We start from the raw sequence: 21,622 nt of genomic DNA on the forward strand, positions 1-21,622 counted from the left end.
ATGGCAACGCTGGTTCTTTCTGCCGTTGGCGCCTCGGTCGGTGCCTCGATCGGGGGCGGGATTTTGGGCCTCTCCTCGGCCGTCATCGGCCGCGCTGTCGGCGCTGTTGCAGGCAGCCTGATCGACCAGCGCATCTTGGGCGGCGGCGCGCAGCCCGTTGAAACCGGCCGCATCGACCGCTTTCGCGTCACAGGTGCGTCCGAAGGCGCCGCGATGGCGCGCCTTTATGGCCGGATGCGTGTCGGCGGGCAGGTGATCTGGGCGACCAAATTCATGGAAACCAGCACCCAGACCCGCGCTGGCAAAGGTCAGCCAAAGACCACCACTTTCAGCTATACCACCTCGCTGGCCATTGCGCTGTGCGAGGGGCCGATCAATGGCATCGGTCGCATCTGGGCCGACGGGACCGAGATTGCGCCCACCGACCTAAGCCTGCGCCTTTACCACGGCCATATGGATCAACTGCCCGACCCCCGTATCAGCGCGGTCGAGGGGGCAGACAACACCCCCGCCTATCGCGGCACCGCCTATGTGGTGATCGAGGACCTCGACCTTGGCCCCTATGGCAATCGCGTGCCGCAGTTTTCATTCGAGGTGATCCGCAACGATCCCGCCCGCGATGATACATTCGCAGGCGCGGTGCAGGCTGTCGCCATGATCCCCGGCACCGGCGAATATGCCCTGTCGGATACACCCGTCGCCCTGCGCTATTCCTATGCCGATGAAGGCACACAGAACGAAAACACCCCCAGCGGCCAAAGCGACTTTCTGACGGCGCTTGACCAGTTGAATACCGAACTGCCGCGCGTGACATCCGTCTCGCTGGTGGTCTCTTGGTTCGGCGATGACCTGCGCGCGGGCCAGTGCAAGGTGCAGCCAAAGGTCGAACAGACCGCCTTTGATGCCCCCGACCAGCCGTGGCGGGCAGGCGGCATCACGCGCAGCGCCGCGGCAACCGTGCCCCGCGTCGGCGGCTCGCCCATCTATGGCGGCACGCCGTCCGATGCCGCAGTCATCAGCGCCATCCGCACCATCCGCGCGCGCGGGCAGGAAGTGATGTTCTATCCCTTCATCCTGATGGATCAACTGGCGGATAACACCCTGCCGAACCCCTGGACGGGGCAGGCTGGTCAGCCGCCCTTGCCATGGCGCGGCCGCATCACGACCAGCCTTGCCCCGGGTCAACCCGGCACAACCGATGGCACAGCCGCCGCACGGGCCGAGGTTGCGGCCTTTTTCGGCACCGCCACCCCCGCGCATTTCACCCGCACCGGCGAGCGGGTGCATTATACCGGCCCCAATGAGTGGTCGCTGCGCCGCTTCATCCTGCATTACGCGCATCTATGCGCGGCGGCGGGCGGCGTCGACAGTTTCTGCATCAGCTCGGAAATGGTGGCGCTGACGCAAGTGCGCGACGATATCGGCTTTCCCGCCGTCAGCGCACTCATGGCGCTGGCCGCCGATGTGCGCAGCATCCTCGGCCCCGATACCCTGATCACCTATGCCGCGGATTGGAGCGAATATCACGGCTACCAACCGCTTGGGACGGGCGACAAGCTGTTCCACCTCGACCCGCTTTGGGCGCATGAGGATATCGACTTCATCGGTATCGACAATTACATGCCGCTGTCGGATTGGCGCGACGGCGATAGCCACTTGGACGCGCAGGCGGGCGCGATCTATAACCTCGATTACCTGACCGCCAATGTCGCAGGCGGCGAGATGTACGATTGGTTCTACCACTCGCCCGAGGCACGAGATGCGCAAATTCGCACTGCAATCACAGATGGTTACGATCAGCCTTGGATGTGGCGCGTGAAGGATATCTTAGGGTGGTGGAGCCATGCGCATTTCGACCGCGTGGACGGCGCGCAGGGCCCGCAAAGCCCTTGGCTGCCGCGTTCCAAACCGATCCGCTTTACCGAAATCGGCTGCGCCGCCATCGACAAAGGCACCAACCAGCCGAACAAATTCCTCGATCCGAAATCCTCGGAATCGGCGCTGCCGTACTATTCCAACGGCCTACGCGACGACTTTATCCAGCTTCAATATCTGCGCGCCCTAAACCGCCATTTCGCCGATCCCTCGCAGAACCCGACCTCTGAAATCTACGACGGCCCCATGGTCGAAATGGACTACGCGCATGTCTGGGCGTGGGACGCGCGGCCCTATCCGTGGCTCCCCGCGCGCGGCGATCTGTGGTCGGATGGCGCGAATTACGACCGTGGCCATTGGCTGAACGGCCGCGCCGGCGGGCAGGCTTTGGCCGCCGTCGCGGATCAGATTTGCACGGATGCGGGTCTGTCCGCGAACACCGATGCGCTTTGGGGCATGGTGCAGGGCTATGCGATGGACCGGATCGAGACGGGGCGCGCCGCGCTGCAACCGTTGATGCTGGCGCATGGGTTCGATGCGGTCGACCGCGACGGTGCGTTGCACCTGATCACCCGCCACGGCCGCCCCATCGCCACGCGCGAGATGGATGATCTGGTGGCCCACGACGCCCCCGCGCTGGTGCGGACCCGTCTGCCCGAGGCCGAGCTCGCCGGTCAGGTCCGCGTGGCTTTTGTCGCAGCGGGCGGCGATTTCAGCATCGGCGGGGCCGAGGCGACGCTTGCCGATACGCCGCGCGATACGGTCTCGACCTCGGACCTGCCGCTGCTGATGTCGCGCGCCGACGCCACCCGCGCCGCCGAGCGCTGGCTGCTGGAATCCCGTCTCGCGCGCGAGGTGGCGACATTCACGCTGCCGCCCTCGGACGCATGGCTGCGCGTGGGTGATGTGCTGACGCTTGCGGGCGATGACTACCGCATCGACCAGCTAGAGCGGGCCGAGGCGCTGGGCATCACCGCCACCCGCACCAGCCGCAGCCTGTTCCTGCCCCATGATGCGGTGGAGGATATCCCCCAGCCCGCCGCCTTTGCGCCGCCGATGCCGGTCGCGGCAACCTTCCTTGATCTGCCGTCCGAGACCGGCCCCAGTTTCGCTGTCGCCCTCACTTCGGCCACATGGCCGGGCGAGGTCGCGATCCACGCCGGGCCGCCGTTGGTGGAACTCGCCCGCAGCGCCGCCCCGGCGGTGGTGGGCGAGACGCTGAACGATCTATCGGCCGCCCGCGCAGGGATCTGGGATCGCGGCCCCGCGCTGCGGGTGCGGCTGGTGTCCGGCACGCTCGCCTCGCACCTGCCCGAGGCATTGCTATCGGGCGCGAACCTTGCCGCTATCGGCGATGGCACCAGTGATATCTGGGAGGTCTTTCAATTTGCCGAGGCCGCGCTGGTGGCCCCGAACGAATACGCCCTCAGCCTGCGCCTGCGCGGTCAGGGCGGCAGTGATGGGGTGATGCCGCCCGTCTGGCCCGCAGGGTCGCGGTTCGTGCTGTTGGACAATCGCCTGACGCCGCTTGATGTGCCGCGCGGTGTGTCGCGCGACTGGCATTGGGGGCCGGTGCAACGCCCGATGAGCGACCGCACTTGGCGGCAGGCCAACCGCGCCTTTACCGGCGTGGGCTTGCGTCCCTATGCGCCCTGCCATCTGCGCGTGAGTGATACCGCCGTGACATGGCAACGCCGCACCCGCAGCGGCGGCGACAGTTGGGACGGCATCGACGTGCCGCTGGGTGAGGAGCGCGAGCTGTACCGCCTGCGCATGTATCAATCCGGCGCGCTGCTGCGCGAGGTGATGCTGGACACGCCCGCCTTCGCCTATCCCGCCGCCATGCGCGCGGCAGATGGGGCGGGTGTGACGGTCGAAGTGGCGCAGATGTCCCAAGTCTTCGGTGCGGGGCCCGCGCTGGTTGGGGCGATCTGATGCTGCATCTGGGCGATCTCGATCTGGCGGCGCGCTGGCTGATGGATCGGCCGCGCGGCGATTGGGGCAGGGCGCTGGGGGAACTCGACTGGCGCTGCACCGCCGCGCGCGCCCATGTGGCGGCCACCGGGCGCATCCATCCCGATTTCGGCGATGGTTCCGTCATGGCCGCGATCCTATGCGAGACGCTGCGACCGGGATATGCGGTGACCGGGGTGGAAAGAGAGTATTTACTGGCGCTGGGCACCGCGGCCTTTCATTTTTCCCAAAACTTGCCTATGCAAAAGCAGAAACCAGTTCCGGCAGGCCCCCATGGCGCATCCTCGTCCCCATATTGCTGAATGCGATCCGCTGTGGCGGCAAATGCGCAACGAGGCAGAGACCGCCGTCGCGCATGAGCCGATTCTGGGCAGTATCATCCACGCTGGCATCCTCTATCAGCAGAGTTTTGAACGCGCGCTGGGCTATCGCATTTCGATGAAGCTGGGCAGTGCCGAGATTTCGGCGCAGGCCCTGCGCGAGATCGCCGACGAGGCGATTGCCGCCGATCCGCAGATCGCACTGGCGGCGCGCGCCGATTTGCAGGCGGTGTTTGACCGCGATCCGGCCTGCCACAGCCTGCTGCAGGCGCTGCTGTTCTTTAAGGGATATCTTGCGATCCAATGCTATCGCATCGCGCATTGGCTGTGGAAACAGGGCCGCCATGATCTGGCCTATCTGATCCAGATGCGCATGAGCGAAGTCTTTACCGTCGATATCCACCCCGCCGCCCGAATCGGGCGCGGGCTGATGATCGACCACGGCCATGGCATCGTCATTGGCGAGACAGCGGTGGTCGGCGATGACGTGTCGATCCTGCATAATGTGACGCTGGGCGGCACCGGCAAATCCGACGGCGACCGCCATCCGAAGATCGGCAATGGCGTGATGATCGGCGCGGGCGCAAAAGTGCTGGGGAATATTCATGTGGGGGATGCATCGCGCATCGCCTCGGGGTCTGTGGTGCTGAAAGATGTGCCGTTCTGCACCACGGTCGCGGGCGTTCCGGCACGCGTCGTGGGCGCGGGGGGCTGCGACAAGCCTGCCTCGCAGATGGATCAGACTTTGGATCAAAGCTTCAGCGACGCGGCGCAGTAAGCGCTGCATCAGGTGCCGCACAGGTTGCGGCGCGGGAAACAAAAAAGGCCGGGACGATCCCGGCCTTTTTGTTGTCTTTACGCGGGCTCTTAAGCCAGCATCGAGAGCGGGTTTTCCAGATTTTCGACAATCGCGGTCAGCAGATGCGCGCCCAGTGCGCCGTCGATGACGCGGTGGTCAACCGACAGGGTCAGCGACATCAGCGTGGCGGTGGTGATTTCGCCATCATCCCCCACGATGGGTTTCTTGATCCCTGCACCCACGGCCAAGATCGCGCCCTGCGGCGGGTTGATCACGGCGTCGAAATTCTCGACCCCGAACATCCCGAGGTTCGAGATCGAGAAGCTGCCGCCTTGGTAATCTTGCGGCTGCAGTTTCTTGTCGCGGGCGCGCTTGGCCAGATCCTTCATTTCGGCAGACAGGGCCGAGATGCTTTTGGCGTCGGCATCGCGAATGACGGGGGTGAAGAGGCCACCCTCGACCGCGACGGCGATGGAGACGTCCGAGGCTTTCATCTGCAGCACGCGGTCACCGGCCCAGATCGCATTCGCCTTTGGCACCTGTTGCAGCGCGATGGCGCAGGCCTTGATGACGAAATCATTGACCGAGATCTTGATCCCACGCGGCCCCAACTTTGCGTTCAGATCAGCGCGGAAGGCCATGAGCGCGTCCAAGTTCACCGAGCGGCGCAGATAGAAATGCGGCACGGTCTGCTTGGCTTCGGTCAGGCGGGCGGCGATGGTTTTACGCATCCCGTCCAGCTTGACCTCGGTATAGTCGCGGCCCTGATACATTTTCAGGATCTGATCGGCGCTGCTGCTGGTGGGGACGGGCGCGGGCGCGGCAGGTGTGGGCGCGGCGGCGGCAGGGGCCTTTGCGGCCTCGGCGGGTTTCGCGGCCGTGGCACCTTCGACATCAGCGCGCACAATCCGGCCCTTGGGGCCGCTGCCTGCGATGGCGTTCAGGTCCAGACCCTTGTCAGCGGCAATGCGGCGCGCGAGGGGCGAGGCGAAAACGCGGTCGCCCTTTTCGACCGGCGCGGCAGCGGCGGCGACCGGAGCTGCTTTGGGCGCTTCGACCGGCGCTGCTTCCACTTTGGGGGCAGCCGCTTTGGGGGCGGCGGCTTCGGTTTCGCCGTCTTCCAGCAGGATCGCCATCGGCGTGTTCACTTTCACGCCCTCGCTGCCCGCAGGCAGAAGGATCTTGCCGATCACGCCATCGTCGACAGCCTCGAATTCCATCGTGGCTTTGTCGGTTTCGATCTCGGCCAGAATGTCGCCGGATTTCACCGTGTCGCCCTCGGCCACCAGCCATTTGGCGATGGTGCCTTCCTCCATCGTGGGGGAGAGGGCCGGCATCAGAATTTCAATCGACATGTGGCTTTCCCCTTAGCGGTAGGTGACTTTGCGGGCGGCTTCGACCACGTCATCCACGGTCACCAGCGCCAGCTTTTCAAGGTTCGCGGCATAGGGCATCGGAACGTCCTTGCCGGTCACGTTGATGACGGGGGCATCCAGATAGTCGAACGCCTCTTGCATGATCACCGACGAGATATAGTTGCCGACAGAGGACTGCGGCCAGCCTTCCTCGATGGTGACGCAGCGGTTGGTCTTTTTCACGGATTCGATGATCGTTGCGGTATCCATCGGGCGGATGGTGCGCAGGTCGATCACCTCGGCCTCGATCCCCTGTTCGGCCAGCTTTTCAGCGGCGGCGAGGGTGTGGCTCATGCCGATGCCAAAGGACACCAGCGTAATATCGCTGCCCTCGCGCGCGATGCGGGCCTTGCCGATCGGCACGGTCCAATCCTCGACCTGCGGCACTTCAAAGCTGCGGCCATACAGGATCTCGTTTTCCAGGAAGATCACCGGGTTATTGTCGCGGATGGCCGATTTCAGCAGGCCTTTGGCATCGGCTGCCGTATAGGGCATCACGACTTTCAGGCCGGGGATCTGGCTATACCATGCGGCATAATCCTGGCTGTGCTGCGCACCCACGCGGGCGGCGGCGCCGTTCGGGCCACGGAACACCATCGGCGCGCCCATCTGGCCGCCCGACATATACAACGTCTTTGCCGCCGAGTTGATGATCTGGTCAATCGCCTGCATCGAGAAGTTGAACGTCATGAATTCAACGATGGGGCGCAGCGTGCCAAAGGCCGCGCCGACCGCGATACCGGCAAAGCCGTGTTCGGTGATCGGCGTGTCGACCACGCGTTTGGGGCCAAATTCGTCCAGCAGACCTTGGCTGATCTTATAGGCCCCTTGGTATTCGCCGACCTCTTCCCCCATCAGGAAGACGGTATCGTCGGCGCGCATTTCCTCGGCCATCGCTTCGCGCAGGGCTTCGCGGACGGTCATGGTTTTCATCGGCGTGCCAGCGGGCCATTCGGGGGCGAAGGTCGCGGCCTCGGATTTGGGGGCGGCATCGACCTTGGGCGCGGCGGTCGCTTTGGGCGCTTCCGCCTTGGGCGCTTCAGCTTTCGCGGCGGCGGGCGCTGCCTCTTCGCCGTCGGCGATCAGGGTCGCGATGGCGGTGTTGACGGCGATGGCCTCGGTGCCCTCGGCGACCAGCAATTCGCCGATCACGCCTTCATCGACGGCCTCGAATTCCATCGTGGCCTTGTCGGTTTCGATCTCGGCCAGGATGTCGCCGGATTTGACGGTATCGCCTGCCTTCACCAGCCATTTGGCGAGGGTGCCTTCCTCCATCGTAGGGGAAAGCGCGGGCATCAGGATTTGGATTGCCATGTCGGTGACCCCTTAAGCGTAAATATCAGTCCAGAGCTCGTCCAACGCGGGCTCGGGGCTGTCTTTGGCGAATTCCGCCGATTCGTTCACGATGGCTTTGATATCGGCGTCGATCTTTTTCAGCTCATCCTCGGTCGCGTGATTGCCGGTCAGCAGGATCTGGCGGACCTGTTCGATCGGGTCGCGTTCGTCCTTCATCTTCTGCACTTCATCGCGCGAGCGGTATTTCGCAGGGTCGGACATCGAGTGGCCGCGATAGCGATAGGTCTTCACCTCGAGGATGTAGGGGCCTTTGCCGGCGCGGCAATGCGCGACGGCGCGCTCGCCCGCGTCGCGGACGGCCAGCACATCCATGCCGTCGACTTCTTCGCCCTTGATGCCATAAGCCTCGCCGCGCTTCCACAGCGAGGGCGATTTGGTCGAACGCTGGACCGAGGTGCCCATGGCGTATTGGTTGTTTTCAATGACGAAAATGACCGGCAGATCCCACAGCTGCGCCATGTTATAGGTCTCATAGACCTGACCTTGGTTCGCGGCGCCATCGCCGAAATAGGCAAAGGTCACGCGGTCATTGCCAAGGTATTTGTCGGCGAACGCCAGACCCGCACCAATCGGCACCTGTGCGCCGACGATGCCGTGGCCGCCGTAGAAATGGCGATCCTTGCTGAACATATGCATCGAGCCGCCCTTGCCGCGCGAATAGCCGCCTTCGCGGCCGGTCAGCTCGGCCATGACGCCCTTGGCATCCATGCCGCAGGCCAGCATATGGCCGTGGTCACGATACGAGGTGACGCGCTTGTCGCCTTCCGAGGCCGCAGCCTCAAGGCCGACGACGACCGCCTCTTGCCCGATATACAGGTGGCAGAAACCGCCGATCAGGCCCATGCCATAAAGCTGGCCTGCCTTTTCCTCGAACCGGCGGATCAGCATCATCTCGCGATAGTATTTCAGCAGGTCTTCGGATGCGACGTTCGATTTCGTGGCGTCGCTGGTCGAAGCTGCGGCTTTGCGTGGTGCCATAGCAGGCGTCCTCCCCCATGGGTTCAGGATAGTTCAACGTTGAACGATCTTTACATCATCGGCGCTGAAAAGGCGAGAGGCAAGAGGCGATCAGCGCCCGACCACCTCATCGGCGCGCACATAGCCCAGCACATTGCGGGCGCGTTCGTCCAGCAGATCAAGGTCAAGATAGGCGTCAGACAGCCGGTGCGTCAGGTTTTCAAGGTTGGATTGTTCCGCGCGCAGGGCGCCCAGTTCCGTGCGCAGGGCGTCGGCTTCGGCGTTCAGCTCGATCCGGCGGAACAGGCCATAGTCACCCTGAATCGCGGCAAACATAAAGTAAAGCGCGGCCATGACGGCTGCGGCGATATAAATGAAGCCTAGGGCGGGGCGGGTTCTGATCATCGGGACTGCTTCTTGCCGTGCGCCGCCATTGTGCCACGTCTGCGGGCCATTGGGAATCCCCGAATGAAAAGGGCGGGCCAGTTAGCCCGCCCTGATCTGATTAGGCTTTGCCTTTGTAGATATCGACGAGGTTCGACAGCATCGCCAGCGCATCTTCGCGCGAGCGCTGGAAGCTGTTGCGCCCGATGATCGAGCCATTGCCGCCGCCGTCGCGGATCGCGCGGGCGTCGTCATAGACCGAATCCGCACCCTTTGCCGCGCCGCCCGAGAAGACGATGATCCGGCGACCGCCGAACGAGGATTGCACGCAGTGCTGCACACGCTCGGCCATGGTGGCGACGGGGATCTGCTGCGCCTCATAGACCTTTTTGGCCTCGGGCAGCATCAGGTGATCGGTCGAGAGTTTGATCTTGATGATATGCGCGCCCAAGAGCGCCGCGATATGGGCGGCATAGGCGGCCACGTCGATGGCGGTCTCGCCGTCTTTGGTGATTGCCTCGCCGCGCGGATAGGACCAGATGACGGTGGCGATGCCCTTGGCGGCAGCCTCGCGGCGCATCTCGACGATTTCCTCGAACATATCGAGGGCCATGTCCGAGCCGGGATAGATGGTAAAGCCGATCGCCGCGACGCCCAGACGCAGGGCATCATCCACCGATGCGGTGATCGCCTGGTTCTTGCCTGCGGTATCGGACATCAGCGAATTGGCCGAGTTCACTTTCAGGATTGTCGGGATCTGGCCTGCGAAAGTATCGGCACCAGCCTCGAGCGGGCCAAGCGGCGCGGCATAGGCCGAAAGCCCTGCGTCAATCGCCAGTTGATAGTGGTAATGGGGGTCATAGCCTGCGGCATTGGGGGCAAAGCTGCGGGCGGGGCCGTGTTCGAAACCCTGATCGACGGGCAGGATGATCAGCTTGCCGGTGCCGCCGAGTTTCCCTTCCATCAGGATACGGGCCAGGTTGCCCTTAACGCCGGCGTTCTCGCCTTCGTAGTTCTTCAGGATGTTTTGAACGATACGCGTGGTCTTCATGGTGGCATGGCCCCTTTAGGAACGGTTCGGCCAAGCCATAGAAAAGCAAATGGGCTGGCGCAATTGTGTTAGCGCCAACCCTTTCGAAGAATTATGACATTAGCCCAAAGCTGCGACGCCCGGCAGGGTCTTGCCTTCCATCCATTCAAGGAAAGCGCCGCCTGCGGTCGAGATATAGGTGAAATCGCCCGCAACGCCTGCATGGTTCAGGGCGCCGACGGTATCGCCGCCGCCTGCCACAGTGACCAGCGCGCCCGCGCGCGACAGGGCTGCGGCCGCCTGTGCGGCGGCATTGGTGGCGGCGTCAAACGGGGTCAGCTCGAACGCGCCCAGCGGGCCGTTCCAGACCAAGGTTTTGCATTTGGCAAAGACCTCGGCCAGCGCATCGACAGTGGCGGGGCCAGCGTCCAGAATCATCGCATCAGGCGGGCAGGCGTCGGCGGCGACGATCTCGTGCGCGGCATTCGCCTTGAATTCGCGGGCCACGACCACATCGACAGGCAGGATGATGGTGCAGCCTGCGCCCTCGGCCTTTTCGGTAATCGCGCGGGCGGTGGGGGCAAGGTCATGTTCGCACAAAGATTTGCCGACATCCGCGCCGTTTGCCGCCAAGAACGTATTCGCCATGCCGCCGCCGATCACAAGGTAATCGACCTTGGTGATCAGGTTCGACAACAGGTCGAGTTTGCTCGAGACCTTGGCGCCGCCGACGATGGCGACAACCGGACGCTCGGGCGTGGTCAGCGCGGCTTCCAGTGCGGACAGCTCCTCGGCCATCAACAGCCCCGCGCAGGCGGGCAGCAGGCGCGCCAGCCCTTCGGTCGAGGCATGGGCGCGGTGGGCGGCGCTGAAGGCGTCGTTGCAATAGATATCGCCAAGCTTTGCCAGATCGGCGGCAAAAGCGGGATCATTCGCCTCTTCGCCCGCGTGGAAACGGGTGTTCTCCAGCAGCAGCACGCCGCCCTTTGGCAGCGCGGCAACGGCAGCCTCGGCGGGCGCGCCGATGCAGTCACTGGCAAAGGCGACATCCTCGCCCAGCGCGGCGGACAGGGCGGGCCGCACGCGCGACAGCGACATTTCGGGGACGACTTTGCCCTTGGGCCGGTCGAAATGCGCCAGCAAGATCGCGCTGCCGCCTGCCGCCTGGATCGCCTTTACCGTCGGCACGATGCGGTCGATACGGGTGGTGTCGAGGACACGCTCGCCCTCCATCGGCACATTGATGTCGACGCGCAGCAGCACTTTCTTGCCTGCCAGATCCAGTTCAGCCAGCGATTTCCAGCCCATTTTAATCCCCCTCGGGTTGCAGTTGCGCCAACACCTGCATGATGGACACGCTTTGGTCAACGCAGCACGGTTGCCATAACGGCCAAGTCGCGCCATATCTGCCCCAGTTGCACGAAAAGGAGCCAGCTATGGCCGAGATCAAAGATCCCGAAAACACCATCATCATCGCACTGAAGGACGGCGCCGTCGTCATCGAGCTGTTGGCTGATGTTGCGCCCCAGCACACGGCGCGTATGAAAGAGCTGGCCCGCGCCGGCAAATATGACAACGTCGCCTTTCACCGCGTCATCGACGGCTTTATGGCGCAGACCGGCGATGTCGAACATGCGAATATGGCCAGCGAAAACTATAACCCGCGCCGCGCAGGCACGGGCGGTTCGGACCTGCCGGATGTGCCTGCCGAATTCTCGGCGCTGCCGCATGACCGCGGCACTTTGGGTGCGGCCCGTTCGATGAACCCGAATTCGGCAAACAGCCAATTCTTTATCAATTTCAACGACAACCACTTCCTGAACCGTCAATACACCGTCTATGGCCGTGTGATTTCGGGCATGGAATTCGTGGACAAAATCGTCCGCGGCGAGCCGCCTGCAAACCCCGACCGCATGATCTCGGTCAAGGTGGCGGCCGATGTTGCGTAATCTTCTGGCGGGCGTTGCCCTAAGCGTGCTGGCGGGTGCCGCCGGCGCGGTGGGCCTCGAGATCGACGTGCAGGGCGAAGCCAATGGCACGATCAAGATCGAGCTGCTGCCCGATGCCGCCCCCCAGCATGTCGAGCGTCTGACCACGCTTGCCAGCGAAGGCCAGTATGATGGCGTGGTGTTTCACCGCGTGATCGACGGCTTCATGGCGCAGACGGGCGATGTGCAATATGGCCGTATTGGCGGCGATCTGCGCCGTGCAGGCACGGGCCGCTCCAGCCTGCCGAATCTGCCCGCCGAATTCTCGGACATTCCGTTTGAGCGTGGCGTGGTTGGTATGGCGCGCGCGCAGGACCCCAATTCCGCGAACAGCCAGTTCTTTATCATGTTCGCCCCCGGTGATTTCCTGAACGGGCAATACACCGTGGTTGGCCGCGTGACCGAGGGTCTGGAAGTGCTGGACGCGATCAAAAAGGGATCTTCCGCCGCCAATGGCGCGGTTGAAGGCGCCCCCGATATCATGACGACAGTGCGCGTCACCGAATAAACAAAACCCGCCAGAGCGATCTGGCGGGTTTTTTCGTCACGTCCCGCAATAGGTGCGGGTGATGCGCTCGTCTTCCGTGGGGGGGCGGGCGTATTCTGTATTGGGATCAAAGGGGTGCGTGACGGCGTCCAGCAGCGCGTGGAAGGGGGCGAAATCGCCTGCCATAGCATCATAGATCGCGGATTCGATCCGGTGGTTGCGGGGGATGACCTGCGGGTTTTTCAGGGCGCCAAGGTCGGGGCCTAGGGCCAGCCAGTCGCGCTGCCATGCGTCAAAGGCCTCGCGGTCAAGGAACTGGTCGCGGGCGTCGGGCAGGTTTGCGAAAGTATTGGTGAAATCCGCCCCATCTGTCGCCATCAGATCCAAGAGGCGGGCGGCGATGGGGCGGGTCTCAAGCGTCAGCTTTAGCCCCAGCTTTGCGCCGAAAACGCGCAGCCATGCGGCCTCGTAAAGCGCGGGGAATGTGTCGATCGCGGCCTGCATCTGCGCCTTTGCCGCATCTGGATCGGGCATCAGCTGCATCAGGCAGGACGCAAGCTGCGCAACGTTCCAATGCGCGATGCCGGGCTGGTTGCCATAGGCATAGCGGCCATAGGTGTCGATCGAGGAAAACACCGCCCCCGGATTATAGCCATCCATAAAGGCGCAGGGGCCAAAGTCGATCGTCTCGCCCGAGACAGACATATTATCGGTGTTCATTACCCCGTGGATAAAGCCGACACCCATCCAGGCGGCCACCAGATCGGCCTGCGCCGCCATGACGCCGTGCAGGAAATCCATCGGGTTCTGCGCACCGGGGTAATGCAGGTCGCAGGCATGTTCGAACAGCGCGCCGAGCGCCTCGGTATCGCGGTGGGCGGCAAAGAATTGAAAGGTGCCGATGCGGATATGGCTGGCGGCGACGCGCACCAGAATCGCGCCGGGCAGCGGCATTTCGCGCTGCACCTTTGCGCCCGTTTCCAGCGCCGCCAGCGCGCGGGTGGTGGGGATGCCAAGGGCGGCCATCGCCTCGGATACGAGGTATTCGCGCAGCACCGGGCCAAGGGCGGCGCGGCCGTCGCCCTGACGGCTGAACGGCGTGCGTCCTGCGCCCTTCAGCACGATATCGCGTCCGCCCGCCTCGCCCAGCAGCACGGCGCGGCCATCGCCCAGCATGGGGTTCCACTGGCCGAATTGATGCGCCGCATAGGCCTGCGCGATGGGTTGCGCGCCATCTGGAATGGCATTGCCGGCCATCTCGTCCAGCGTCAGCGACAGGCCAAGCGCGTCCGCAAGCGGTTGATTATAGGCGATCAGACGCGGCGCGGGCACGGCGCTGGGGCGCTGGGCGGCATACATGCGTTCAGGCAGGCTGGTATAGGCGGGGGGGCGCATCATAGCGTGGCGATCCGTTCGGTCAGCAACTCGTAAAATCCGTCAGCGTCGATCCCGCCAAGGAACAGGGCGTTCGGCGCGCGGCCCGAGACGCGCCACCAATCGGCGACGGTCATGCCGCGGGTCAGCTCGGATTGCACCTCGATCTCGACATTGATCTCGCGCCCCGTGAACAGCTCGGGGCGGATCAGCCAGGCGATGACGCAAGGATCATGCAGCGGCCCGCCGTCCGAGCCGTATTTGGCGGTGTCAAAGCGCTCAAAGAAATCGAGCCAGCCCGCAACCGCATCGCCAAGGCGCGTGCCCATATCGCGAAAGCGCTGGACGCGCTCGCGGGTGGTCAGCGCCTGATGCGTCACATCAAGGGGCACAAGAGTGAGCGGCACGCCGGCGCCAAAGACGACCTTGGCAGCCTCGGGGTCGACCCAGATGTTGAACTCGGCGGCGGGGGTGATGTTGCCAACCTCGAAATACGCGCCGCCCATGGACACCACGCGTTTGACACGCGGGATGATATCGGGGGCGCGGCGAAAGGCTTGGGCGATATCGGTGAGGGGGCCAAGCGTGCAAAGGGTGACTGTGTCCGCAGGCTCCGCCCGCAACGTGTCGATAATGAAATCGACGCCGTGCTTATGCATGATCGGCATTTCCGGCTCGGGCAGGGCCGCGCCGTCCAGGCCGGTCGCGCCGTGGACATGTTCGGCGGTGGCGAGGGGGCGCAGCATCGGGACGGCGTGCCCCTCGTAAACCGGGATATCGGTGCGGCCCGCCAGTTCCAGCACAGTGCGGACATTGCGCGAGGTGCGGGTCAGGGGAACGTTGCCGCCGACGGCGACAATGCCCAACACTTCGATCTCGGCCGGAGACCCCAGCGCCAGCAGGATCGCCAGCGCGTCATCCTGACCCGGATCGGTGTCGATAATGATTTTCTGCGGTGCCATCAGCGCCCCCTTGGTATCTGGCTTTATCCAAACACCAAGGGCAGGCCGATGCCAGTGTTACTTGCTGCCGCGCGGCAGGGCGGCAACGCCGGTCCGTGCCAGTTCCGCCAGCCCCAAGGGCCGCATCAGATCGGCAAAAGCATCAAGCTTGGTGGGGTTGCCGCTGAGTTCAAAGACAAAGCTGTCCAGCGTGCTATCCACCACATTGGCGCGGAAAATCTCGGCCAAGCGCAGCGCCTCGATGCGGGCTTCGCCTTTGCCCGCGACTTTGAACAGGCCCAGCTCGCGCTCGACCGCGTTGCCCTCGACCGTCAGATCGTTGACGCCGTAAACCGAGACGATGCGCCCCAGTTGCAGCTTGATCTGTTCGATGACGCCGGGCGTGCCCGAGGTCACAATCGTGATGCGCGAGCGTTTGTCGAAGTGATCCACCTCGGCCACGGTCAGGCTTTCGATGTTATAGCCGCGCCCCGAGAACAGGCCGACGACGCGGGCGAGGACGCCCGGTTCGTTTTCCACCAGCACGGTCAGCGTGTGGCGTTCAGGGGTATTGGCGGATTGCGTCAGGTTATAGGCCGAGTGGCTGACGCTATCGCTGCTGAGTTTCATTGCAGACATGTTTGCCCTTCCTACACCAATGCGCCGCCAGCGCCGGTGATCGCACCCTCGGTCGAGGCGTCGCCCAGCAGCATTTCGTTATGCGGCTTGCCCGATGGGATCATCGGGAAGCAGTTCTCGTGTTTTTCCACCAGACAGTCGAAGATGACCGGGCCGGGGGTGTTGATCATTTCCAAAATCGCATCATCCAGCGTGTCGGGATCATCGCAGCGGATGCCCTTGGCGCCAAAGGCCTCGGCCAGTTTCACGAAATCGGGCAGGCTTTCCGACCAGCTTTGGGAATAACGCTCGCCGTGCAGCAATTGCTGCCATTGGCGCACCATACCAAGGCGTTCGTTGTTCAGGATGAACTGTTTGACGGGCAGGCCGAATTGCATGGCGGTGCCCATTTCTTGCATGTTCATCAGCCAGCTCGCCTCGCCCGCGACGTTGATGCACAGGGCATCCGGATGGGCGATCTGCGCGCCGATCGAGGCCGGAAAGCCGTAGCCCATCGTGCCAAGGCCGCCCGAGGTCAGCCAGCGGTTCGGCTCGTCAAAATGCAGGAATTGCGCGGCCCACATCTGGTGCTGGCCCACTTCGGTCGAGACATAGCGGTCGCGGCCCTTGGTCAGCGCCTCTAGCCGTTCCAGCGCATATTGCGGTTTGATGACCTTGCCCGATTGCGTGTAATGCAGGCAATCGACCTGACGCCAAGTCTGGATTTCCGGCCACCATTTCGTCTGCACGGCGGGGTCGGTCTTGCTGCCACGGTTGCGCCAGATCGACAGCACCTGTTCCAGCACTTCGGCCACATCGCCGACGATGCCGACATCGACGCGGATCACCTTGTTGATCGACGAGGGGTCGATATCGATATGCACTTTGCGCGAATTGGGGCTGAAGGCCGAGACAAGGCCGGTGATGCGGTCGTCAAAGCGCGCGCCGATATTGATCATCAGATCGCAATCATGCATCGCCATATTCGCCTGATAAAGGCCGTGCATTCCCAGCATACCCAGCCAGTTCTTGCCCGATGCGGGATAAGCGCCCAGACCCATCAGGGTCGAGGTGATGGGGAAATTCGTCTCGGCCACCAATTCGCGCAGCAATTTGCTGGCGCGCGGGCCGGAATTGATAACGCCGCCGCCGGTATAAAAGACGGGACGCTTGGCGCGCTCGATCATCTCGACCAGCGCGTTCACGCCGGCAAGCTCGGGCGCGCGGCGGGGGTTATAGCGGTGGGTGACATCCTCGGGCGCGGTATAGGTCGCGGTGGCGAATTGCACGTCTTTGGGAATGTCGATCAGCACCGGACCCGGACGGCCCGAGGTGGCGACATGGAACGCCGTATGCATGGTGCGCGCCAGATCCGACGTGTCTTTCACCAGCCAGTTGTGTTTGGTGCAGGGGCGGGTGATGCCGACGGTGTCCGCCTCTTGAAAACCATCGGTGCCGATCAAAAAGGTCGGCACTTGGCCCGACATCACGACAATCGGGATCGAATCAAGCAAAGCATCGGTCAGGCCGGTGACGGCATTGGTGGCGCCCGGGCCCGATGTCACCAGCGCGACGCCGGGCTTGCCGGTCGAGCGGGCATAGCCCTCGGCCGCATGAACCGCTGCCTGTTCGTGGCGGACAAGAATGTGGCGAATGTCGTTTTGCTGGAAAAGCTCGTCATAAATCGGCAGCACCGAGCCGCCCGGATAGCCGAATACCGTGTCTACACCCTGATCTTTCAGGGCTTGGATCACCATCTTTGCGCCAGTCATTTCGCGCGTCATTGTCGTCTCCAGTTTATCGAAAGGGGTAGGCACGGCACCTCGTCGGAAATGAAAAACCCCCGGCTGTTAACCGGGGGCGCATGGGTCCATCGCTGGAGTGCCGTTACCGGCCCATACGCCCAAATTCATCTACGACAAGAATAAGAATACCGTTCATGTCAGCCACTTTCGGATTTCAGCCACATCTGATGGCGCGGTTATGCACAGGGCCCTTGGCGAGGTCAATAGATTTTGTGAATAATATGTCTTTTTTAATCACCATTTCGAAAGAAAATTTCAACAACTGTGGTGAAAGAAACGCGCTGGGCATGGCGTGATTCTGCGGTGATTCTGCGGTGATTCTGCAGGCCATCCCCGATTCTGTCGACAGAGGTAAGATCGAAAGCCGGGTGATCCACGGGATTCGTCGTATTTGGTGTAAAAATTGTAATATAGTTGCGTCAATCACATCTTCCGTGAATTTGCGCGACTGCGGCGATTTTTTCTGTATCGCGCGGAATCATGCCGATTTACGCTTGATCAGCGCATTTGATGGGGGCGCATAAAACCCCGTCTGTGAGGGAGAGAGAAACAATGGATCGTCGTTCGTTTTTGACGAAGACTGCGGTCGTGGGCGCGGCTGCCAGCACGCTGGCCGCACCTGCAATTGCACAAACCAACCCGCGTATCACATGGCGTCTTGCGTCGTCATTTCCGAAATCGCTCGATACCATTTATGGTGCGGCCGATGATCTTTACAACTTCGTGTCCGAAGCGACCGATGGGAACTTTGTCATTCAGCCGTTCGCCGCGGGGGAGATTGTCGGCGCGCTGCAAGTGCATGACGCAGTGACCGACGGCACGGTCGAGGCGGCGCATACCGCTGGCTATTACTTTTGGGGCAAGGACCCGACCTTCGCGCTGGGCTGTGCGGTGCCTTTCTCGCTCAGCTCGCGCGGCATGAACGCCTTCATGTACGAGGGCGGCGGCAACGAGCTGTATAACGAGTTTCTGGCGCAGTATAAGATTATTGCCTTCCCGGGCGGTAACTCGGGCACACAGATGGGTGGCTGGTTCCGCCGCGAGATCAACACCGTCGACGACCTGCGCGGCCTGAAGATGCGCATCGGTGGCTTCGCGGGCAAGGTTCTGGAACAGCTCGGCCTTGTGCCGCAGCAGATCGCGGGCGGCGATATCTATCAGGCGCTGGAGCGTGGCACGATCGACGCCGCCGAATGGATCGGCCCCTATGACGACGAAAAGCTGGGCTTTGTGAAAGTTGCGCCTTACTACTACGCCCCCGGCGTGTGGGAAGGCGGCCCGATGTGGCACTTCTACTTCAACACCGATGCCTATGGCGCGCTGCCGGAAAACTACAAATCCGTGCTGCGCACGGCTTGTGATGCGGCCAACGTCCGTATGCTGTCGAAATACGACTATAAGAACCCGACCGCGATCAAGACGCTGGTGGGGCAAGGCGCGCAGCTACGTTGGTTCAGCAAAGACGTCATGGATGCGATGTTCGACGCCGCGAACCGCACCTATGAGGAATATAGCGCGACCAATACCCACTTTGCCAATATGTGGGGTGCGATCAAAGACTTCCGTTCCGAGTATTACACTTGGGCGCAGATCGCCGACTATAACTACGACACCTATATGATGATCAAACAAAACGAAGGCGCGCTGTAAGCCGCCTTTCAGGTCTTCAGGTCATCTTGGGGCCTCGCAGCGTGCTGCGGGGCCCTTACGTTATGTCAGGAAAGTTTACCTATATTCTGACGAAATAAAATGACGAAATCGCCAGTGAAACTTCGGTTTTGTTATTCCAAAAAGATCCGAAACTCTCTAGTTTGCCGCCAGATTTCGGGGAAGACCCCCGGATTTCGGAGGAAGTTCTAATGGATCGACGTTCGTTTCTGGCGAAAGCATCGGTAGGCGGCGCAACGGCTGCCGCAGCAGCCACGCTGGCCGCCCCTGCCATCGCCCAGAGCAACCCGCGCATTACCTGGCGCTTGGCTTCATCCTTTCCTAAGTCGCTGGACGTTCTGTATGGCGGCGCGGAGAGCCTGAACCGCTATCTGTCCGAGGCGACGGATGGCAATTTTACGATCCAACCCTTTGCGGCGGGCGAGCTTGTCGGCCCGATGCAGGTGCAGGATGCGGTCAGCGAAGGCACGGTCGAGGCCTGCCATACCGTTGGCTATTATTTCTGGGGCAAGGACCCGACATTCGCGCTGGCGACGTCGATCCCGTTCTCGCTCTCGGCACGGGGGATGAACGCGTTCCTGTATTACGGCGGCGGCAACGAGCTGTATAACGAGTTTCTGGCAGGCCATAATATCGTGGGCTATCCGGGCGGTAACTCGGGCGCGCAGATGGGTGGCTGGTTCCGCAAGGAAATCAACACGACCGAGGATCTGCGCGGTCTGAAGTTCCGTGTCGGCGGTTTCGCCGGCAAGGTGCTGGAGCAGCTGGGCGTTGTGCCGCAACAGATCGCGGCGGGCGACATCTATCAGGCGCTGGAACGCGGCACGATCGACGCCGCCGAATGGGTCGGCCCCTATGACGATGAAAAGCTGGGCTTTGTGAAAGTTGCGCCATACTACTATGCGCCCGGCGTGTGGGAGGGTGGCCCGACGCTGCACTTCTATTTCAACAAGCCCGCCTATGACGATCTGCCAGCACAATACAAATCGCTGCTGCAGACCGCGACGCGCGCGGTGAATAATGACGTGCTGGCCGATTATGACTGGCGCAATCCGCCCGCGCTGAAAGTGCTGGCCGCCCAAGGCGCGCAATTGCGCTGGTTCCCCAAAGAGGTGATGGACGATATGTTCACCGCCGCGAACAGCACCTATGCCGAATACGAGGCCTCGAACCCGCATTTCGCCCGTATGTGGGGTGCGATCAAGGACTTCCGCCGCGACCATTACACCTGGTCGCAGGTCACCGAATACACCTATGACACCTATATGATGATCAAGCAGAACGAGGGCGCCCTTTAATTTAAGGGAATTCAACGCTGTAATAGGAACCCCGCGATTTTGTCGCGGGGTTTTTTATTATGTCAGCAAAGATTACCTATCTACGCGCGAAATAAAATGACTCTAAAGGGGGTGAATTATCATTTTTGTTATTCCCTCCTGCACGCAAGTTTATTAGTTTGCCGCCAGTTTCCGGGAAAGAATCCCGGCTTTTTAGGATTGCTCTGATGGATAGACGTAAGTTTTTGACGAAAGCTACGGTGGGCGGTGCAGCCGCTGCGGCAGCGACCACTTTGGCCGCGCCCGCGCTGGCACAGGCTAACCCGCGCATCACCTGGCGCCTGGCTTCGTCCTTCCCCAAATCGACCGATACGCTGTATGGCGGCGGTGAGACGCTGGCAAAGTTCATGTCGGATGCCACCGACGGCGCGTTCCAGATCCAGTCGTTTGCGGCGGGCGAGATCGTCGGCGGCTTGCAAGTGCATGACGCGGTGACCGATGGCACGGTCGAAATCGCCCATACCGTGGGTTACTATTTCTGGGGCAAAGATCCGACCTTTGCACTGGGTTCGGCAGTTCCCTTCTCGTTGAACGCGCGCGGCATGAATGCGTTCATGTTCGAAGGCGGCGGCAACGAGATGTATAACGAATTCCTCGCCCAGCATAATATCGTCGGCCTGCCCGCAGGCAACACCGGCGCGCAGATGGGTGGCTGGTTCCGCAAAGAGATCAACACGCTGGATGACCTGCGCGGTCTGAAGTTCCGCGTCGGCGGCTTTGCCGGCAAGGTTCTGGAAGAGCTGGGCGTTGTGCCGCAGCAATTGGCAGGCGGCGATGTTTATCCCGCGCTCGAGCGTGGCACGCTGGATGCGACCGAATTCACCAACCCCTATGACGATGAAAAGCTGGGTTTCGTGAAGGTTGCACCCTATTACTACGCGCCCGGCGTGTGGGAAGGCGGCCCGATGATCCACTTCTTTATCAACAAGGATCAGTTCGAAGACCTGCCGCCCGCCTATCAAGCCTTGCTGGTTGGCGGATCAAAGATCGTGAACAACGACCTGATGGCCGAATACGACTGGCGCAACCCGCCTGCGCTGCGCACCGTCATCGGTCAGGGCGCCCAACTGCGCTATTTCTCGAAAGAGATCATGGATGCGATGTTCGACGCGGCCAACAAGGTCTATGCCGAGATCGAAGCCGTGAACCCGGCCTTTGCGAATATGTGGGGCGCGATCAAGGACTTCCGTCGTGATCACTATACCTGGTCGCAAGTGACCGAGTATAACTACGACACCTATATGATGATCAAGCAGAACGAAGGCGCGCTGTAAGCGCGGGCCCCAGTCCCGAT

General features: G+C 62.2%; 18 protein-coding genes. 8 read left to right on the top strand and 10 right to left on the bottom strand.

What is annotated here, in order from left to right; all coding sequences use genetic code 11:
• The 3 genes from KVU_RS03510 to cysE are packed head-to-tail and all read left to right on the top strand — an operon-like array spanning position 1 to position 4,947.
• On the top strand, positions 1–3,810 hold the full coding sequence (locus tag KVU_RS03510) for a baseplate multidomain protein megatron (RefSeq protein ID WP_013383960.1): 3,810 nt from the start codon (positions 1–3) through the stop codon (positions 3,808–3,810).
• Positions 3,810–4,151, top strand: coding sequence for a DUF7742 family protein (locus tag KVU_RS03515; protein ID WP_013383961.1), 342 nt, complete (start codon positions 3,810–3,812; stop codon positions 4,149–4,151). The genes KVU_RS03510 and KVU_RS03515 overlap by 1 nt, the downstream gene beginning before the upstream one ends.
• Positions 4,123–4,947 (top strand): serine O-acetyltransferase, encoded by an 825-nt coding sequence (cysE, locus tag KVU_RS03520; protein WP_013383962.1) that lies wholly within the window; start codon positions 4,123–4,125, stop codon positions 4,945–4,947. The genes KVU_RS03515 and cysE overlap by 29 nt, the downstream gene beginning before the upstream one ends.
• 89 nt (positions 4,948–5,036) lie before the next feature.
• On the opposite strand, the gene KVU_RS03525 is transcribed toward cysE, so the two are convergent.
• From KVU_RS03525 to KVU_RS03550, 6 genes are all read right to left on the bottom strand, one after another.
• Complete coding sequence (locus tag KVU_RS03525) at positions 5,037–6,323, bottom strand: pyruvate dehydrogenase complex dihydrolipoamide acetyltransferase (RefSeq protein ID WP_014537612.1); 1,287 nt, start codon at positions 6,321–6,323, stop codon at positions 5,037–5,039.
• Between the two features lie 12 nt (positions 6,324–6,335).
• Positions 6,336–7,697: a pyruvate dehydrogenase complex E1 component subunit beta gene (locus tag KVU_RS03530; protein ID WP_013383964.1), complete on the bottom strand. Its 1,362-nt coding sequence runs from the start codon at positions 7,695–7,697 to the stop codon at positions 6,336–6,338.
• Positions 7,698–7,709: 12 nt separating this feature from the next.
• Positions 7,710–8,717, bottom strand: a complete 1,008-nt coding sequence (gene pdhA, locus KVU_RS03535) for a pyruvate dehydrogenase (acetyl-transferring) E1 component subunit alpha (protein ID WP_014537613.1) — start codon at positions 8,715–8,717, stop codon at positions 7,710–7,712.
• Positions 8,718–8,807: 90 nt separating this feature from the next.
• The gene (locus tag KVU_RS03540) at positions 8,808–9,101 is read right to left on the bottom strand and encodes an FtsB family cell division protein (protein ID WP_013383966.1); all 294 of its coding nucleotides are present in this window, start codon (positions 9,099–9,101) and stop codon (positions 8,808–8,810) included.
• A gap of 100 nt (positions 9,102–9,201) precedes the next feature.
• Positions 9,202–10,131: a class I fructose-bisphosphate aldolase gene (locus KVU_RS03545; protein WP_013383967.1), complete on the bottom strand. Its 930-nt coding sequence runs from the start codon at positions 10,129–10,131 to the stop codon at positions 9,202–9,204.
• Positions 10,132–10,230: 99 nt separating this feature from the next.
• Entirely contained in the window at positions 10,231–11,418 is a 1,188-nt protein-coding gene (locus KVU_RS03550) for a phosphoglycerate kinase (protein ID WP_013383968.1), read from the bottom strand.
• 128 nt (positions 11,419–11,546) lie between these two features.
• Between KVU_RS03550 and KVU_RS03555 the strand changes: the two genes are divergently transcribed.
• Positions 11,547–12,059 (top strand): peptidylprolyl isomerase, encoded by a 513-nt coding sequence (locus KVU_RS03555; RefSeq protein WP_013383969.1) that lies wholly within the window; start codon positions 11,547–11,549, stop codon positions 12,057–12,059.
• A complete protein-coding gene (locus tag KVU_RS03560) occupies positions 12,049–12,606 on the top strand; it encodes a peptidylprolyl isomerase (RefSeq protein WP_013383970.1) in 558 nt (185 codons plus the stop codon). Before KVU_RS03555 ends, KVU_RS03560 begins: the two co-directional genes overlap by 11 nt.
• A gap of 36 nt (positions 12,607–12,642) precedes the next feature.
• On the opposite strand, the gene KVU_RS03565 is transcribed toward KVU_RS03560, so the two are convergent.
• Genes KVU_RS03565 through KVU_RS03580 form a run of 4 tightly spaced genes read right to left on the bottom strand, consistent with a single transcriptional unit; the run spans position 12,643 to position 17,302 of the window.
• Positions 12,643–13,983, bottom strand: a complete 1,341-nt coding sequence (locus KVU_RS03565; protein WP_013383971.1) for a protein adenylyltransferase SelO — start codon at positions 13,981–13,983, stop codon at positions 12,643–12,645.
• A complete protein-coding gene (locus tag KVU_RS03570; RefSeq protein ID WP_014537615.1) occupies positions 13,980–14,921 on the bottom strand; it encodes a nucleoside hydrolase in 942 nt (313 codons plus the stop codon). The genes KVU_RS03565 and KVU_RS03570 overlap by 4 nt, the downstream gene beginning before the upstream one ends.
• Positions 14,922–14,978: 57 nt before the next feature.
• Complete coding sequence (gene ilvN, locus KVU_RS03575; protein WP_013383973.1) at positions 14,979–15,539, bottom strand: acetolactate synthase small subunit; 561 nt, start codon at positions 15,537–15,539, stop codon at positions 14,979–14,981.
• A gap of 11 nt (positions 15,540–15,550) precedes the next feature.
• Positions 15,551–17,302: an acetolactate synthase 3 large subunit gene (locus KVU_RS03580; RefSeq protein WP_013383974.1), complete on the bottom strand. Its 1,752-nt coding sequence runs from the start codon at positions 17,300–17,302 to the stop codon at positions 15,551–15,553.
• Between the two features lie 573 nt (positions 17,303–17,875).
• On the opposite strand from KVU_RS03580, the gene KVU_RS03585 reads away from it, so the two are divergent.
• The 3 genes from KVU_RS03585 (at position 17,876) to KVU_RS03595 (ending at position 21,602) form a co-directional block, all read left to right on the top strand.
• Entirely contained in the window at positions 17,876–18,973 is a 1,098-nt protein-coding gene (locus KVU_RS03585) for a TRAP transporter substrate-binding protein (protein ID WP_013383975.1), read from the top strand.
• A gap of 209 nt (positions 18,974–19,182) precedes the next feature.
• Entirely contained in the window at positions 19,183–20,289 is a 1,107-nt protein-coding gene (locus tag KVU_RS03590; RefSeq protein ID WP_013383976.1) for a TRAP transporter substrate-binding protein, read from the top strand.
• 206 nt (positions 20,290–20,495) lie between these two features.
• A complete protein-coding gene (locus KVU_RS03595) occupies positions 20,496–21,602 on the top strand; it encodes a TRAP transporter substrate-binding protein (RefSeq protein ID WP_013383977.1) in 1,107 nt (368 codons plus the stop codon).
• Positions 21,603–21,622: the final 20 nt, after the last annotated feature.

It is taken from the genome of Ketogulonicigenium vulgare WSH-001, assembly GCF_000223375.1.
GTDB classification, from domain to species: Bacteria; Pseudomonadota; Alphaproteobacteria; order Rhodobacterales; family Rhodobacteraceae; genus Ketogulonicigenium; species Ketogulonicigenium vulgare.

Coding starts and splice junctions, on each gene's coding strand:
- KVU_RS03555 (WP_013383969.1), top strand. CDS start 11,547: ATGGCCGAGATCAAAGATCCCGAAAACACCATCATCATCGCACTGAAG.
- KVU_RS03595 (WP_013383977.1), top strand. CDS start 20,496: ATGGATAGACGTAAGTTTTTGACGAAAGCTACGGTGGGCGGTGCAGCC.
- KVU_RS03525 (WP_014537612.1), bottom strand. CDS start 6,323: ATGTCGATTGAAATTCTGATGCCGGCCCTCTCCCCCACGATGGAGGAA.
- pdhA (WP_014537613.1), bottom strand. CDS start 8,717: ATGGCACCACGCAAAGCCGCAGCTTCGACCAGCGACGCCACGAAATCG.
- KVU_RS03530 (WP_013383964.1), bottom strand. CDS start 7,697: ATGGCAATCCAAATCCTGATGCCCGCGCTTTCCCCTACGATGGAGGAA.
- ilvN (WP_013383973.1), bottom strand. CDS start 15,539: ATGTCTGCAATGAAACTCAGCAGCGATAGCGTCAGCCACTCGGCCTAT.
- KVU_RS03510 (WP_013383960.1), top strand. CDS start 1: ATGGCAACGCTGGTTCTTTCTGCCGTTGGCGCCTCGGTCGGTGCCTCG.
- KVU_RS03570 (WP_014537615.1), bottom strand. CDS start 14,921: ATGGCACCGCAGAAAATCATTATCGACACCGATCCGGGTCAGGATGAC.
- KVU_RS03550 (WP_013383968.1), bottom strand. CDS start 11,418: ATGGGCTGGAAATCGCTGGCTGAACTGGATCTGGCAGGCAAGAAAGTG.
- cysE (WP_013383962.1), top strand. CDS start 4,123: ATGGCGCATCCTCGTCCCCATATTGCTGAATGCGATCCGCTGTGGCGG.
- KVU_RS03585 (WP_013383975.1), top strand. CDS start 17,876: ATGGATCGTCGTTCGTTTTTGACGAAGACTGCGGTCGTGGGCGCGGCT.
- KVU_RS03590 (WP_013383976.1), top strand. CDS start 19,183: ATGGATCGACGTTCGTTTCTGGCGAAAGCATCGGTAGGCGGCGCAACG.
- KVU_RS03560 (WP_013383970.1), top strand. CDS start 12,049: ATGTTGCGTAATCTTCTGGCGGGCGTTGCCCTAAGCGTGCTGGCGGGT.
- KVU_RS03540 (WP_013383966.1), bottom strand. CDS start 9,101: ATGATCAGAACCCGCCCCGCCCTAGGCTTCATTTATATCGCCGCAGCC.
- KVU_RS03580 (WP_013383974.1), bottom strand. CDS start 17,302: ATGACGCGCGAAATGACTGGCGCAAAGATGGTGATCCAAGCCCTGAAA.
- KVU_RS03565 (WP_013383971.1), bottom strand. CDS start 13,983: ATGATGCGCCCCCCCGCCTATACCAGCCTGCCTGAACGCATGTATGCC.
- KVU_RS03515 (WP_013383961.1), top strand. CDS start 3,810: ATGCTGCATCTGGGCGATCTCGATCTGGCGGCGCGCTGGCTGATGGAT.
- KVU_RS03545 (WP_013383967.1), bottom strand. CDS start 10,131: ATGAAGACCACGCGTATCGTTCAAAACATCCTGAAGAACTACGAAGGC.